Consider the following 14808-nt stretch of genomic DNA (forward strand, 5'->3'; position numbering starts at 1 on the left):
CACCGAAAAATTCGACGGGCCGCGCGCCCGTTTTTTTGTGCCCGACTGACAGGGTAGAGAACCTGATGACAAACGACCTGATAGCCAAAGCTGCCATCGACCGGCGACTTGCCGAGATCATCACCCCGGTGATCGAAGATCTGGGGTATGAGTTGGTCCGTGTCCGGCTGATGAGTGGCAAGCAGACCACGCTGCAAATCATGGCTGACAAACCCGAAGGCGGCATCGAAGTGGATGACTGCGCCGAGATTTCGAATGCGGTCAGCGCCACCCTGGATGTCGAGGACCCGATCCTTGACGCCTATACGCTCGAGGTATCCAGCCCCGGTATCGACCGCCCCCTGACCCGCCTCAAGGATTTTGAGACTTTCGAGGGGTATGAGGCCAAGATCGAAACTTCTGAACTGATCGATGGCCGCCGCCGGTTCAAAGGGGAACTGGCCGGGATTGAAGGGGAAGAGGTTCTGATCAATATCCCCGAAGGGTCCGAGACGATCACCATCGGCCTGCAATTCGACTGGCTGAGTGATGCCAAGCTGGTCCTGACCGATGACCTGATTAAGGAAATGCTGCGCCAGCGCAAAGATGCGGGTGCCCTGAACGAAAACGCTTTCGACGAGATTGAGACCGAAGGGTCCGAAGAGGAGACGAACTGATGGCAATTACCTCAGCCAACCAGCTGGAGCTGCTGCAGACTGCCGAGGCCGTGGCCCGCGAAAAGATGATCGACCCTGGTCTGGTTGTCGAAGCGATGGAGGAATCGCTCGCCCGCGCTGCCAAGAGCCGCTACGGTGCCGAGATGGACATCCGCGTGTCCATCGACCGCAAGACCGGCAAGGCGACCTTCACCCGTGTGCGCACCGTGGTCGAGGATGCGGAGCTTGAGAACTATCAGGCCGAGTTCACCGTCGAACAAGCCAAGCAGTACATGGAAGATCCGCAGGTCGGTGACGTTTTCGTTGAAGAAGTGCCGCCGGTCGAAATGGGCCGGATCGCGGCGCAGTCCGCCAAGCAAGTGATCCTGCAAAAGGTCCGCGAAGCTGAGCGGGATCGTCAGTATGAAGAATTCAAGGATCGTGCGGGCACCATCATCAACGGTGCCGTCAAGCGCGAAGAATTCGGCAATGTTATCGTCGATCTCGGCGGTGCCGAGGCTGTTCTGCGCCGCAATGACAAGATCGGTCGCGAAAGCTATCGCCCGAATGATCGTGTGCGCGCGTATATCAAGGAAGTCCGCCGCGAAGTGCGTGGCCACCAGATATTCCTGTCGCGTACCGCGCCAGAGTTCATGGCCGAGCTGTTCAAGATGGAAGTGCCGGAAATCTATGACGGTATCATCGAGGTCAAGGCCGTGGCCCGTGACCCCGGTTCACGCGCCAAAATCGCCGTGATCTCGTATGACGGCTCGATCGACCCTGTTGGCGCCTGCGTTGGTATGCGCGGCAGCCGCGTGCAGGCCGTTGTGAACGAACTGCAGGGTGAGAAGATTGACATCATCCCGTGGAACGAAGACCAACCGACCTTCCTGGTGAACGCGCTGCAACCTGCCGAGGTTTCGAAGGTTGTTCTGGACGAAGAAGCAGGCAAGATCGAGGTTGTCGTTCCTGAAGAGCAGTTGTCTCTTGCAATCGGTCGTCGCGGTCAGAACGTGCGTCTGGCAAGCCAGCTGACCGGGCTGGATATCGACATCATGACCGAAGCTGAAGAATCGGCGCGTCGTCAGAAGGAATTCGAATCTCGTACCAAACTGTTCATGGACAGTCTGGATCTGGACGAGTTCTTTGCGCAACTGCTGGTTTCCGAAGGCTTCACCAACCTCGAAGAAGTTGCCTATGTCGAGATTGATGAACTTCTGGTCATTGATGGCGTCGACGAAGGCACTGCGCAGGAACTTCAGACCCGGGCGCGCGAGTTCCTGGAAGCCCAGGCCAAAGCCGCTCTGGACGCGGCGCGCGCACTGGGTGCCGAGGACAGCCTCATTGAATTCGAAGGCCTGACACCCCAGATGGTAGAGGCGCTGGCCAAGGACGATGTGAAGACACTGGAAGATTTCGCAACCTGTGCAGACTGGGAACTGGCCGGTGGCTGGACCACGGTCGACGGTGAACGCGTCAAGGATGATGGTGTGCTGGAGCCCTTTGGCGTCACGCTCGAAGAAGCACAAGACATGGTCATGACTGCGCGTATCCTGTTGGGTTGGGTTGATCCGGCCGAGTTGGAGCAGGCGGAAGAAGACATCGACGGCGACGCAGCAGACGAGGAGGTCGAGGCCTGATCTCAGGTCTCGGGTGGCGCGTATGGGTCGCGGTGGCGTCCATAAGGATCGGTCTGACGGACCCGAACGCAAGTGCATCGCCACCGGCGAGGTTCAGCCTAAATATGGCTTGATCCGCTTTGTGACGGGCCCGGACGGTCAGGTCTTTCCGGATGTCGCGGCAAAGTTGCCGGGGCGGGGCGTTTATGTGGCGGCGGATCGTGCTGCGCTGGACAAGGCCATTGGTAAGAAACTGTTTGCGCGGGGGTTCAAGGCACAGGTGACTGTGCCTCAGGACCTGGCGACAGAAGTTGAAAAGCAGATCGCGCGCCGTGTGATTGAGTTGCTCAGTCTGGCGCGCAAGTCCGGCGACGCGGTTGCCGGGTATGAAAAGGTCAAGTCGTGGCTGGACCGGGAAGAGGCTCAGGTGCTGATTCAGGCCAGTGATGGATCGGGGCGCGGCAAGTCGAAGCTTAGTACGCCGCACTTCGGAAAATACATCGGTTGGCTGACGGCAGACGAATTAGGGCAGGCATTTGGGCGCCAAACGGTGATTCATGCGGCCTTGGCCTCTGGCGGACTCGCCAAACGTGTTGTAGAGGAAGCGCAGCGCCTGCGTGGCTTGCGCGAAACGGATGACGGCGGCAAGGGCCGCGCGGAAGGGTAAGAAGCTTTATGAGCGATAGTGACGGCAAAAAGACATTGGGTCTTCGTGGCGGGGCACGCCCCGGAAATGTGAAACAGAGTTTCAGCCACGGACGCACCAAGAATGTCGTGGTGGAAACCAAACGCAAGCGCGTGGTGGTCCCCAAGCCGGGCGCGGCAAAGCCGGGTGGCGGTGCCGCCCCTTCGGGTGATCCATCGCGTCGTCCCGCAGGTATTTCCGACGCGGAAATGGCGCGCCGTATGAAGGCTTTGCAGGCTGCCAAGGCCCGCGAAGCCGAAGAAGCCGCTGAACGCGAAGCCGCTGAAAAGGCACGCGAAGAAGAGCGCGTGCGCCGCCGTGCGGAACAGGAAGCGAAAGAGCGCGAGCAGCGTGAAGCCGAAGAGCGCGCGCGTCAGAAAGCCGAAGATGAAGAGCGCAAGCGCGTGGAGGCTGAAGAAGAAGCCAAGCGTGCTGCTGCTGCTGCCGCCTCGCCGGCCCCTGAAGAAGCCAAAGCCGCACGCAGCCCGGCCAGCAAACCTGCGCCTGCTGCCGCACCTCGCAAGCAGGATCGCGAACGCGAACAGCGCGGTCGTGGCAAGGGTCGTGAAGACAACCGTCGTTCGGGCAAGCTGACACTGGGTCAGGCCACCGGTGACCAAGGCAGCCGCCAGCGGTCGATGGCAGCGATGAAGCGCAAGCAGGAACGCGCCCGTCAGAAAGCCATGGGCGGTTCGGTCGAGCGGGAAAAGGTGATCCGCGACGTACAACTGCCTGAGGCGATCATGGTCTCGGAACTGGCCAACCGTATGGCCGAGCGCGTGGCTGACGTGGTCAAATCACTGATGCAGATGGGCATGATGGTCACGCAGAACCAGACCATCGACGCTGATACTGCCGAGCTGATCATCGAAGAGTTTGGCCATAAGGTCACCCGAGTCTCTGATTCGGATGTTGAGGACGTCATCAAAGAAGTCGAAGACAGCGAAGACGATCTGAAGCCTCGTCCGCCCGTCATCACCATCATGGGTCACGTCGACCACGGGAAAACATCGCTGCTGGATGCAATCCGCGATGCGCGTGTTGTGGCTGGTGAGGCCGGTGGCATCACCCAGCATATCGGCGCCTATCAGGTGAAAACCGATGGCGGCTCGACGCTGACCTTCTTGGATACACCCGGCCACGCGGCCTTCACCTCGATGCGCTCGCGTGGTGCCCAGGTGACCGACATCGTGGTTCTGGTCGTCGCTGCCGATGACGCGGTCATGCCGCAGACAATTGAGGCGATCAATCACGCGAAGGCAGCCAAGGTGCCGATGATCGTGGCGATCAACAAGATCGACAAGCATGATGCAAATCCGGACAAGGTGCGCACCGATCTGCTGCAACACGAAGTGATCGTCGAGAAGATGTCGGGTGAGGTTCAGGACGTAGAAGTGTCTGCCATCACCGGTCAGGGTCTGGACGAGTTGCTGGAAGCCATCGCATTGCAGGCCGAGATTCTGGAACTGAAAGCCAACCCTGATCGCGCTGCCCAAGGTGCCGTGATCGAGGCACAGCTGGACGTGGGCCGCGGCCCGGTCGCAACGGTCCTGGTTCAGAACGGTACATTGCGTCAGGGCGATATCTTTGTCGTGGGTGAGCAGTATGGTAAGGTCCGTGCTCTGATCAACGACAAGGGTGAGCGCGTCAAGGAAGCTGGACCGTCGGTTCCCGTTGAGGTTCTTGGTCTGAACGGTACACCTGAAGCAGGCGATGTTCTGAACGTGACCGAGACCGAAGCACAAGCCCGTGAAATCGCCGCCTACCGTGAACAGGCTGCCAAGGACAAACGCGCTGCCGCTGGTGCCGCAACGACCCTTGAACAGTTGATGCAGAAGGCCAAGGAAGACGAAAATGTCACCGAGTTGCCCATTCTGATGAAAGCAGACGTTCAGGGTTCGGCGGAAGCCATCGTTCAGGCAATGGAGAAGATCGGCAACGAAGAAGTACGCGTGCGCGTTCTGCATTCGGGTGTTGGCGCCATTACTGAAACGGATGTCGGTCTGGCCGAAGCGTCGGGCGCTCCAATCTTTGGCTTCAACGTGCGGGCCAATGCCTCTGCACGGAATACCGCAAACCAGAAGGGCGTCGAGATTCGCTATTACTCGGTGATCTATGACCTCGTAGACGACGTGAAAGCAGCCGCATCCGGCCTGTTGAGCGCCGAAATTCGCGAGAAGTTCATTGGCTACGCCGAAATTCGCGAAGTCTTCAAGGTTACTGGCGTTGGCAAGGTTGCTGGCTGTCTGGTCACCGAAGGCGTGGCGCGTCGTTCTGCCGGTGTCCGCTTGCTGCGCGACAACGTGGTGATTCACGAAGGCACGCTGAAGACGCTGAAGCGTTTCAAGGACGAAGTGGCCGAGGTTCAGTCGGGTCAGGAATGCGGTATGGCGTTCGAAAACTACGACGATATCCGCGCAGGCGACGTGATCGAAATCTTCGAGCGCGAAGAAGTCACCCGCACGCTGGACTAGCCCGGCAAAGGATGAAAACGAAAAACAGCGGCCCCCTTAGGCCGCTGTTTTCGTTTACCGAAGCGCTTATTTTGTCTGGGGCAGAAACGCATCTGAATGCATGATGATATCGAAATGATGCATTCCTTGCGCGAGCATAAAGCTGACAGAGTGTCCGGCCTTTCGCAGCCTTTCAGCATAGTCGCGGCTTTGGCGAATGAACTCACCTGTATCCCGTTCGGCTACCGAAACATGGTATCGAGGACCCGGCCGGGGCAGATTGCGGATGGGTGACAGATCGTTGACCTCGACCGGCGTCAATTGCAGTGGATCGTTCACCGACATCAGGCTGATCGGTTCCAGGTCGTATATTCCGCTGAACAGAATCACATCCCGCACCCGGAGCCCCGCTTTGGCAAGGGCATCTGATGAGGTTGCCATCACCATCGCCGCCAGATGTGCGCCTGCACTGTGACCTGACAGGGTGATCCGCGACGGATCGAACCCCAACTTCCCCGCCTTGGCCGCCAGCCACAACAACGCGTCGCGGCATTCATCGATCATGTCGCCAACCCGGGCATCGGGTGCCAGCGTGTAGTTCAAAGTCGCAAAAGCTTGCCCGTGTTCTACCAGACCTGGTGCCATCAGAGACGATTCATTCTGGCTGAGCGCCTGCCAGTACCCGCCGTGAATGAAGACGTGCAGGGGTGCCTTGTCATCGCGAGCGGGAAAGAAATCCAGGACTTGTACGGGGCTGTCACCATAAGCCAGGTTTTCCCGTACGGGATAGTCGGCCCGCGCCTGAGCGCTTAGCGCCTTATAGCTGGCAAGATACGGGCTTAGGTCGCCGCCGATCATTGTGCTGGGGGAGTACTCCCGCTCCAGCTCGGGTTGCGAAAATCCTCGATACAACATGTCTTAGGTCTGCCCGCTGTACATCAATTCGGTGCGCACGTCGTAAAGGTCGTGGAAAAACCGCAGCTCTAGCGCCTTTCGCAAAAAGGCCACGCCGCTTGAGCCACCAGTGCCGGGTTGCATTCCGATCACGCGCTCAACTGCGGTGGCATGATCAAAGCGCCAGCGTTGAAACAGGCTTTCCACATCCATCAGTTTTTCGGCCAAAGCATAAAGATCCCAGTATTTTTCAGTGTTGCGGAATACCTCGACCCAGATTTTTACCACGCGCGAATCGCCGGAATAGGGTTGGGCGTAATCGCGTTCAATCAGATCCTTGGGCACATCGAATCCTTGGCGGGCCAACATGTGCAACACTTCGTCATAAAGTGACGGTTTGGTCAGTGCGGCATTCAGCATCTCGATCACCTCTGGGTCATGCGCATGGACCTTCAGTGTTGAGGCATCCTTGTTGCCAAGAATGAATTCGATTTGCCGGTAGCCGTAGCTCTGAAACCCTGACGAGTTGCCGAGAGCCTGCCGGAACGTCATATAGTCGGCAGGTGTCATGGTCAGCAGGGTTTCCCAAGCCGCAATCAACTGCCGTTGAATGGCCTTGATGCGGTCGAGGTTTTTCATGGCTGGGCCAAACTCGTCCTGTTGCAGAAAACGGCGCACCTCGACCAGTTGGTGGTGCATCAGTTTCAGCCACAGTTCACTGACCTGATGGATGATAATGAACAGCATCTCGTCAGGCTGCGCGGGGTCCTGAAAAGTTTTTTGCAGATTCAGCAGTGTTTTGAGTTGCAGAAAATCTCCATAGCTTTTGCGATGTGTCTCGGCGAAATCAGTGACCAGAGTGTCTTCGACACCTCTTTGCAATAGACGATCGTCTTTGTTCTCGCCCATCTCATGCCTCCCTTGTGCGATCCTTGCACCTGTCTAGGCGTTGAGTTCGTAACTTTCCAGCGGGTTAGGTCCAGTCAAGGACAACCTTGCCAGAGAGGCCGGATTTCATCGCGGCAAATCCATCCGCAAAATCATCAACCTCAAAGCAATGCGTGATCACGCGGGACACATCCAAACCGTTTTGCAGCATGGCGATCATCTTGTACCAGGTCTCGAACATCTCGCGACCATAGACACCCTTGATTGTGATCGCCTTGAAAACGATACGCGACCAGTCGACCGGAGATTTCCCCGGCGGTATCCCCAGCAGGGCGATTTTCCCACCCATCACAAGCGCCTCGACCATCTGGTCAAGCGCAGCTTGTGAGCCGGACATTTCAAGCCCCACATCAAAGCCTTCTTTCATTCCAAGCTGTGCGATGATGTCGTGCAATTCTTGCTTGGAAACATCAACGGTCCGCACCGACGGCACCACATGTTCCGCCAGTTTCAACCGTTCGGCGTTAATGTCTGTAATCACAACATTGCGGGCACCTGCATGGCGGGCAACGGCGGCGGCCATGATGCCGATGGGTCCTGCGCCGGTGATCAGGACGTCCTCGCCCAGAAGGTCAAAGCTGAGCGCGGTGTGTACAGCATTGCCCAGCGGATCAAGGATTGCCCCGATCTCATCCGGGATATCGTCCGGCAGGGGAACAACGTTGAAGGCAGGCAATTTCAGGTATTGCGCAAACGCGCCCTGTTCATTCACCCCGATCCCGCGCGTACCGGGGTCGAGGTGAAATTTGCCTGCGCGGCTTTGACGGCTTTCAGTGCCGATCAGATGCCCTTCGCCGGAACAGCGCTGCCCAACATTCAGGGCGGTGACGTTGCTCCCAATCTCGACGATTTCCCCGGCGAACTCATGACCAGTGATCATCGGAACCGGAACGGTGTGAGAGGCCCACTCATCCCAGTTCCAGATGTGAATGTCGGTACCGCAAATTCCGGTCTTGTTGATCTTGATCAGTACCTCATCAGGCCCGATTTCAGGGACCGGGGCCTGTACCATCCACAACCCTTCTTCAGGTTTCGACTTTTCCAGCGCTTTCATCGTGTTGGGTCGCATCAGATCACCCCCAGTTCCTTGCCGACCTTGCCAAAGGCCGCCAGCGCGCGGTCCAGTTCGTCCCGCGTCAGGGCAGCGTTCATCTGCGTTCTGATCCGCGCCTGTCCGCGGGGAACAACAGGAAAGAAGAAGCCCGAGACATACACGCCCTCGTCAAACAGCTTGGCGGCCATCTCTTGTGCCAGCGTTGCATCGCCCAGCATGACAGGGATGATCGGATGTTCACCGGGCAAAAGGTCAAAGCCAAGCTTTTCCAGACCGGCACGCCAGTACTTTGCGTTTCCGAATAACTGCGCGCGTAGAATGTCGCCTTCTTCGACCAGGCGGATTGCCTCAAGTCCTGCGGCGACGATGGATGGCGGCAGCGAGTTCGAGAACAGATAGGGCCGCGCCCGCTGCCGCAGCAGGTCGATCACTGGCTGCGGCCCGGCGATGTAGCCGCCGATTGCCCCCCCAAGTGCCTTGCCCAAAGTTCCTGTCAGAATGTCGACATCAACACCAAAGTGATCCGGTGTTCCGGCGCCGCGCGGGCCCATGAAGCCGGTTGCATGGCAATCATCGACCATGACGATGGCATCGTATTTATCAGCCAGTTCGCGAATTTTCGGCAAGTTGGCCAAATAGCCATCCATCGAGAACACGCCATCGGTTGCGATCATGATATGACGCGCGCCATCCTCGCGCGCCTGCTTCAGCCACGCTTCCAAGTCGTTCATGTCATTGTTCAGATAGCGATAGCGCTTGGCCTTGCACAGCCGCACCCCGTCAATGATAGAGGCGTGGTTCAGACTGTCCGAAATGATGGCATCTTCAGGCCCCAGCAACGGTTCGAACAGCCCGCCATTGGCATCAAAACAGGCCGCGAACAGGATCGCATCGTCCTTGTTTAGGAACTTGGCCAACCGCTGTTCCAGTTCACGGTGAATATCCTGCGTCCCGCAAATGAACCGGACCGAGGCCATGCCGAAACCTTTCGGACCCATCGCATTGGTTGCGGCCTCGATCAGCGCGGGGTGATCCGCAAGACCCAGATAGTTGTTGGCGCACAGGTTGATCACCCGTTTTCCACCTACCGTAATCTCCCCGCCCTGAGGCGAGGTGATCATTCGTTCTCGCTTGTACAGCCCTTCGGATTCGATCTGCGCGAGTGTGTCCGTGATGTGGGACAGGAATGCATCTGCCATGGCGACCTCCGTTCAACTGAGTCGCACATCTAACATAGCGGATAAATTTCCCAAATAGGGGAATTTCAATATACAGGAAAAATTTCCGTGAAGGCGGAAAATTGCTGATGTCAGGCGTTCTTTACGATCAAAAACACCCGCGCAGGTTCTTTGGCCGAGATGGAATGCACGATATCCGCGGCATAGCGGGCGGTGTCCCCTTGGCTCAGATCCGACACGGCACTGCCCGATTTAACCTTGACGGCGCCTTCCAACACGGTCAGCTGCTCACGCGCGCCGCGCGCATGGGGCTGGCTGTTCAAGGCCCCGCCTATGTCGAACTCGATATCATAAACCTCGTGACCACCGGCCTCTTCCGGTGGGGACAGGATGCGAATGCGGCAGTTCTGCCCCATATTGTCGATGCTGGGTACTTCGGACGCGCGCAGCACCTCGATCTGATCACTGGCTTTTGATCCTTCCAGAAGACCGGCAAAATCCACCTGTAATGCACGGGTCAGGTTCCAGAGGGTCGAGATCGTCGGGCTGCTTTCACCGCGTTCGATCTGGCTAACCATGGACCTGGACACGCCGCTCAGGTTTGCGACTGCTTCCAGCGACAGTCCTTTGGCCCGGCGTGCTTCTTTCAGGCGAGCAGGCAAAAGGTTCAGGATATCGTCTGTGTTCTCCGTCATGACGGAATCCATGCGTGTTGGGACCCGGCTTGTCAATTCCATCCGTGACGGCACGTCCTATAGGACAGGATCATGCTGCATGTGCATACTGACGACGATTCCAAGAGGAGAAAGACATGACAGACATCGTATTGCTGGATGGTGCGCGCACCGCGATTGGAACCTTCGGTGGCGCGCTTGCGTCAACCGCACCCATTGATCTGGCGACGGTGGTCACCGAAGCGGCCTTGGAACGGTCAGGGGTAGAAGGTGCGCAAATCGGGCATGTTGTGTTTGGCCACGTCATCAATACCGAGCCTCGGGACATGTACCTGTCGCGCGTTGCCGCGATGCAGGCCGGGATTCCGAACGGCACCCCTGCGATGAATGTAAACCGTCTGTGTGGCTCGGGCGCACAGGCGATCGTGTCGGCGATGCAGTCCTTGATGCTTGGCGATACCGAGTTCGCTGTGGCAGGTGGCGCAGAAAGCATGTCACGCAGCCCTTACATTGTTCCACAGGCACGCTGGGGCGCGAAAATGGGTGATGTCACTTCGCTGGACATGATGCTGGGTGCATTGAACTGCCCCTTTGGCACAGGGCACATGGGCGTGACGGCCGAGAACGTTGCCGATGAACACCAGATCAGCCGTGAACAGATGGATGACTTCGCCCTGACCAGCCAAACCCGCGCGGCAGCCGCAATTGAAGCCGGATATTTCGAAAGCCAGATCGTGCCCGTTCAGGTGAAGGTCAAGCGTGACATGGTGGATTTCAAAGTTGATGAGCATCCCAAAGCGACGACAGCCGATGCGCTGGCCGGGTTGCGACCGGTGTTCAAGAAAGATGGGCGTGTGACGGCGGGCAATGCCTCGGGCATCAACGACGGTGCGGCGGCGATGGTGCTGGCAACGGCGGAAGCGGCGGAAAAGGCCGGGTTGAAGCCAAAAGCGCGCGTGATCGGATATGCACATGCTGGCGTGCGCCCTGAAGTCATGGGTATTGGCCCGGTACCGGCCGTGCAAAACCTGCTCAGGAAGACGGGTTTGTCGGCGGAAGACTTTGATGTGATCGAAAGCAACGAAGCATTTGCCGCGCAGGCGCTGGCCGTCAACCAGGAACTTGGGTTGAATGCAGCGAAGGTGAACCCGAATGGAGGTGCGATTGCGCTGGGGCATCCTGTCGGTGCGACGGGCGCCATCATTACCATGAAGACGCTTTATGAGTTGGAGCGCACAGGCGGATCAAAAGGGTTGATCACCATGTGTATTGGTGGCGGTCAGGGGATCGCCATTGCCATCGAGCGACTCTGATCCGGGTCTGGGCAAAGGGGGGCTGTCTGCCCCCCATCGCGCAAGGCGCGATTCCCCCCGAGGATATTTTTAGCCAGATGAAGCTGCGGATCACAATCAGCCGAGTGTAGTGATCAACAGAACTATGGCTGCGCCGGCAACCGCACCGAGAGCGGCGGGCAGGATTTTTGGCAACAGACCCGAGTTTTCCGGTTCTTCTTTGTGCGTCTGTGCAATCAACGCGTTTTCGACCAATGTCGGCAGGCGCGGACCAAAGCGTGCCAGAACCATAGCGGTTTTGGCAAAGTCACGAAGCGCGGCGCGCGGGCCGATGGATTGTTTGATGTAATCTTCGACCACGGGGCGGGCAACTTCCCAGATATTGATGTGGTCGTCCAGTGACCGGGCAACGCCTTCAACCACGACCATCGTGCGCTGTAGAAGGATCAGCTCGGTTCGGGTTTCCATGCCAAAACGCTCTGTCACTTCGAACAGATAGCTTAGCAAACGGCCCATCGAAATATGCGATGCATCCATACCGAAGATCGGTTCGCCAACCGCACGCAGGGCGCGGGCGAATTCATCGACGTCCTGATGTGCAGGAACGTAACCGGCTTCGAAATGCACTTCGGCCACGCGCTTGTAGTCGCGGCGGATGAAACCGAACAGAATCTCGGCATAGACCCGGCGCGTGTATTCGTCGATATGGCCCATGATACCGTAATCATAAGCGATGATATCACCGTTGGCGGCGACCTTGAGGTTGCCCTGATGCATATCGGCGTGGAAATAGCCGTCGCGCAGGGCGTGAAGAAGGAACAGGCGCAGCACACGTTCAGCCAGATCGCGGCGATCGTGGCCAGCGGCGTCCAGTGCGTCATTTTCACCCAATGGAACACCGTCGGCCCAGCTGAGTGTCATCACGCGCCGTGCCGACAGTGACCACAATATGGGCGGCAGCCAGAACCCTTTGTCGTCTTTTGTGTTGGCCGCATATTCCGAGGCAGCAGCGCTTTCCAGACGCAGATCCAGTTCACCCCGTACAACGCCATCGAAATGTTCAATGACCTCCATCGGACGCAATCGGCGAGCACCGGGCGCAAACAAATCGACTATGCGAGCGGCGAAATAAAAAGCGTCCACGTCCTTGCGAAATGCGCGCTCGATCCCCGGGCGCAGAACTTTGACAGCGACATCTTCGCCCGTGCTAACCAGTTTGGCTTTGTGGACCTGAGCGATGGACGCGGCTGCAATGGGTTCACTGAAATCGCAGAATATCTGGGCAACAGGCTGTCCCAATTCCTTTTCCACTTCGGCCAAAGCCACAGCTTTTGAGAACGGCGGCAGCTTGTCCTGCAAAACACGAAGTTGCACAGCCAGTTCATTGCCTACTACATCCGGGCGCGTCGAAAGCACCTGACCAAACTTGATGTAGGCCGGGCCCAAAGCGGTGAGTGCACGTGTTGCAGGCGGCATTTCCGGGTCGCCCTTGTAACCCAGCCACCAAAACGGTTTGCCTAGAGCGTGGGCAAGAAACCGGATAGCCCTTGGCGCCTCGAACGCGTCGAGGACCACGTTCATGGCACCGGTGCGCTCAAGCGTTGCGCCTGTACGGATCAGGCGGATGATGTTGTGGGGACCACGCATGCGTCAGATCTTCCAGCCGGAATGCAGCGCGGCGATACCCATGCTGAGATTGCGGAATTTCGCGTTTTCGAAGCCAGCAGTTCGGACCATGTTCAGGAAGGTTTCCTGATCGGGGAACTTGCGGATCGACTCCACCAGATACTGATAGCTGTCGTAATCATTCGCGATCAGCTTTCCCATGCGTGGAATGACATTGAAGCTGTAGAGGTCATAGAGCTTCTGCAGCCCGTCATTGGGAAGCTGACTGAACTCGAGTACCATCAGGCGGCCACCGGGTTTCAGCACGCGAAAGGCTTCGTTCAGGGCCTCTTGCGGGCGGGTCACGTTCCGGATGCCGAAAGAAATCGTGTAGACGTCAAAGGTGTTGTCTTCGAATGGCAGGGCCATGGCATCGCCCACCACCCAGTTCAGGCTGTCGGCCATCTGGTCGGCTTCCGCGCGTTGCCGGCCTTCGATCAGCATGGGTTCTGTCAGATCAAGAACCGTGGCATGGCCATAGCCTGCACGTTTCAGAAAGCGAAAGGAAATGTCACCGGTTCCGCCTGCAACATCCAGCAAACGCTGACCGGGGCGTGGTGCCAGCCAGTCCATCATCGCGTCTTTCCAGACCCGGTGGATACCCATCGACATGACGTCGTTCATCACGTCATATTTCGAGGCGACCGAGTTGAACACGCCCTGCACGCGCCCGGCCTTGTCAGCCTCGCGTACGGTTTCGAACCCGAAATGAGTGGTGTTGTCGCTGTTGTCGGACATAAGCCTTGCCGTTTGTCGAATTTCGCTTCTGTTATAGGGCTCTGGAAGCGGGGCACAATGCGGCCCTTTGGAATAGGAGCCCTGTAATGCCAGAATTGCCCGAGGTCGAGACAGTAAGACGGGGTCTTGCTCCCGCGATGGAGGGCATGGTGATAGAACGCGCCGATGTGAACCGCCCGGATCTTCGCTGGCCATTTCCCGAACGCATGGCAGAACGGCTGACCGGGCAGCGGGTGGATCGGTTAAGGCGGCGATCAAAATACATCCTGGCCGATCTCAGCAGTGGCGAGACCTTGTTGATACATCTGGGGATGTCGGGGCGAATGACGGTGTCAGGGGACCCACTGGGTCATTTCCTGCGCGAACATCCTGCCGCTGAGAAACATGACCATGTTGTTATTCACATGGCCAACGGGGCGCGTATCACCTTTAACGACCCACGCCGGTTCGGGGCGATGGACCTACTGCCCACAGCCACGGCCGAAGATCACAAGCTTCTGGCGGTTCTGGGACCAGAGCCCTTGGGTAATGATTTCCATGAGCAACACCTGATTGAAGCATTCAAAGGCAGGAATACCCCTGTCAAATCAGCTCTGCTGGATCAGGGAATCGTTGCCGGATTGGGGAATATTTATGTTTGCGAGGCGCTTTATCGCGGCAAGGTGTCGCCACGTCGCAAAGCAGGGCAAATATCTGCGGCACGTGTCGCATCGCTGGTTCCCATCATTCGGAGGGTGTTGCAGGACGCGATCGAAGCAGGCGGATCATCCCTGCGGGATTTCCGCCAAGCTGATGGAGAACTTGGATATTTTCAGCACAGCTTTGATGTCTACGGTCGCGAAGGAAAGCCCTGCCGCACCGAAGGTTGCACTGGTCTGATCCAGAGAATCACCCAGTCCGGTCGCTCATCCTTCTACTGTGCGCAATGCCAAAGATAGCTTGATCCAGAGAATTCGCGTGGTAAGGACTCGTA

Annotated in this window: 13 protein-coding genes; 6 read left to right on the forward strand and 7 right to left on the reverse strand. The window is 57.8% G+C overall.

Features of this window, described 5'->3' with window-relative positions; translation table 11 throughout:
• Positions 1-65 precede the first annotated feature (65 nt).
• Genes rimP through infB form a run of 4 tightly spaced genes read left to right on the forward strand, consistent with a single transcriptional unit; the run spans position 66 to position 5413 of the window.
• Positions 66-656 carry a ribosome maturation factor RimP gene (rimP, locus tag AC2FLO_RS13995; RefSeq protein ID WP_267363111.1) on the forward strand — a complete coding sequence of 197 codons (591 nt, stop codon included), beginning with the start codon at positions 66-68 and terminating at the stop codon, positions 654-656.
• A complete protein-coding gene (gene nusA / locus AC2FLO_RS14000; protein ID WP_480559420.1) occupies positions 656-2275 on the forward strand; it encodes a transcription termination factor NusA in 1620 nt (539 codons plus the stop codon). Before rimP ends, nusA begins: the two co-directional genes overlap by 1 nt.
• Positions 2276-2297: 22 nt before the next feature.
• Complete coding sequence (locus AC2FLO_RS14005) at positions 2298-2921, forward strand: RNA-binding protein (protein ID WP_496753628.1); 624 nt, start codon at positions 2298-2300, stop codon at positions 2919-2921.
• Positions 2922-2929: 8 nt separating this feature from the next.
• Entirely contained in the window at positions 2930-5413 is a 2484-nt protein-coding gene (gene infB / locus AC2FLO_RS14010) for a translation initiation factor IF-2 (RefSeq protein WP_496753626.1), read from the forward strand.
• 66 nt (positions 5414-5479) lie between these two features.
• Here the strand turns inward: infB and AC2FLO_RS14015 are convergent, their stop codons facing one another.
• The 5 genes from AC2FLO_RS14015 to AC2FLO_RS14035 all read right to left on the reverse strand — a co-directional run bounded on the left by AC2FLO_RS14015 (position 5480) and on the right by AC2FLO_RS14035 (position 10161).
• Positions 5480-6250, reverse strand: a complete 771-nt coding sequence (locus AC2FLO_RS14015) for an alpha/beta hydrolase (RefSeq protein WP_480587180.1) — start codon at positions 6248-6250, stop codon at positions 5480-5482.
• 60 nt (positions 6251-6310) lie between these two features.
• The gene (locus tag AC2FLO_RS14020) at positions 6311-7195 is read right to left on the reverse strand and encodes a tryptophan 2,3-dioxygenase (RefSeq protein WP_480587178.1); all 885 of its coding nucleotides are present in this window, start codon (positions 7193-7195) and stop codon (positions 6311-6313) included.
• A gap of 64 nt (positions 7196-7259) precedes the next feature.
• The gene (gene tdh / locus AC2FLO_RS14025) at positions 7260-8288 is read right to left on the reverse strand and encodes an L-threonine 3-dehydrogenase (protein WP_496753741.1); all 1029 of its coding nucleotides are present in this window, start codon (positions 8286-8288) and stop codon (positions 7260-7262) included.
• 14 nt (positions 8289-8302) lie between these two features.
• The gene (locus AC2FLO_RS14030; protein WP_480832896.1) at positions 8303-9487 is read right to left on the reverse strand and encodes a glycine C-acetyltransferase; all 1185 of its coding nucleotides are present in this window, start codon (positions 9485-9487) and stop codon (positions 8303-8305) included.
• A 110-nt stretch (positions 9488-9597) separates the two neighbouring features.
• Positions 9598-10161 (reverse strand): helix-turn-helix domain-containing protein, encoded by a 564-nt coding sequence (locus AC2FLO_RS14035; protein ID WP_480587173.1) that lies wholly within the window; start codon positions 10159-10161, stop codon positions 9598-9600.
• 116 nt (positions 10162-10277) lie between these two features.
• On the opposite strand from AC2FLO_RS14035, the gene AC2FLO_RS14040 reads away from it, so the two are divergent.
• Positions 10278-11453 carry an acetyl-CoA C-acyltransferase family protein gene (locus tag AC2FLO_RS14040; protein WP_480587170.1) on the forward strand — a complete coding sequence of 392 codons (1176 nt, stop codon included), beginning with the start codon at positions 10278-10280 and terminating at the stop codon, positions 11451-11453.
• 96 nt (positions 11454-11549) lie between these two features.
• Here AC2FLO_RS14040 and ubiB read toward each other — a convergent pair whose 3' ends face one another.
• A complete protein-coding gene (gene ubiB / locus AC2FLO_RS14045) occupies positions 11550-13079 on the reverse strand; it encodes a 2-polyprenylphenol 6-hydroxylase (RefSeq protein WP_496753622.1) in 1530 nt (509 codons plus the stop codon).
• Positions 13080-13082: 3 nt separating this feature from the next.
• Positions 13083-13835 (reverse strand): bifunctional demethylmenaquinone methyltransferase/2-methoxy-6-polyprenyl-1,4-benzoquinol methylase UbiE, encoded by a 753-nt coding sequence (gene ubiE / locus AC2FLO_RS14050; RefSeq protein WP_480900015.1) that lies wholly within the window; start codon positions 13833-13835, stop codon positions 13083-13085.
• A gap of 86 nt (positions 13836-13921) precedes the next feature.
• On the opposite strand from ubiE, the gene mutM reads away from it, so the two are divergent.
• Positions 13922-14773 (forward strand): bifunctional DNA-formamidopyrimidine glycosylase/DNA-(apurinic or apyrimidinic site) lyase, encoded by an 852-nt coding sequence (gene mutM, locus AC2FLO_RS14055; protein ID WP_480559406.1) that lies wholly within the window; start codon positions 13922-13924, stop codon positions 14771-14773.
• The last annotated feature ends 35 nt before the right edge of the window (positions 14774-14808 follow it).

The sequence above is a fragment of the Ruegeria sp. TASC047 genome, assembly GCF_059612445.1.

Bases quoted from the DNA above. Each gene is read 5' to 3' on its own strand.
- AC2FLO_RS14030 (WP_480832896.1), bottom strand. From the start codon at position 9,487: ATGGCAGATGCATTCCTGTCCCACATCACGGACACACTCGCGCAGATC.
- AC2FLO_RS14020 (WP_480587178.1), bottom strand. From the start codon at position 7,195: ATGGGCGAGAACAAAGACGATCGTCTATTGCAAAGAGGTGTCGAAGAC.
- rimP (WP_267363111.1), top strand. From the start codon at position 66: ATGACAAACGACCTGATAGCCAAAGCTGCCATCGACCGGCGACTTGCC.
- infB (WP_496753626.1), top strand. From the start codon at position 2,930: ATGAGCGATAGTGACGGCAAAAAGACATTGGGTCTTCGTGGCGGGGCA.
- mutM (WP_480559406.1), top strand. From the start codon at position 13,922: ATGCCAGAATTGCCCGAGGTCGAGACAGTAAGACGGGGTCTTGCTCCC.
- AC2FLO_RS14015 (WP_480587180.1), bottom strand. From the start codon at position 6,250: ATGATCGGCGGCGACCTAAGCCCGTATCTTGCCAGCTATAAGGCGCTA.
- ubiE (WP_480900015.1), bottom strand. From the start codon at position 13,835: ATGTCCGACAACAGCGACAACACCACTCATTTCGGGTTCGAAACCGTA.
- AC2FLO_RS14005 (WP_496753628.1), top strand. From the start codon at position 2,298: ATGGGTCGCGGTGGCGTCCATAAGGATCGGTCTGACGGACCCGAACGC.
- ubiB (WP_496753622.1), bottom strand. From the start codon at position 13,079: ATGCGTGGTCCCCACAACATCATCCGCCTGATCCGTACAGGCGCAACG.
- AC2FLO_RS14040 (WP_480587170.1), top strand. From the start codon at position 10,278: ATGACAGACATCGTATTGCTGGATGGTGCGCGCACCGCGATTGGAACC.
- tdh (WP_496753741.1), bottom strand. From the start codon at position 8,288: ATGAAAGCGCTGGAAAAGTCGAAACCTGAAGAAGGGTTGTGGATGGTA.
- AC2FLO_RS14035 (WP_480587173.1), bottom strand. From the start codon at position 10,161: ATGACGGAGAACACAGACGATATCCTGAACCTTTTGCCTGCTCGCCTG.
- nusA (WP_480559420.1), top strand. From the start codon at position 656: ATGGCAATTACCTCAGCCAACCAGCTGGAGCTGCTGCAGACTGCCGAG.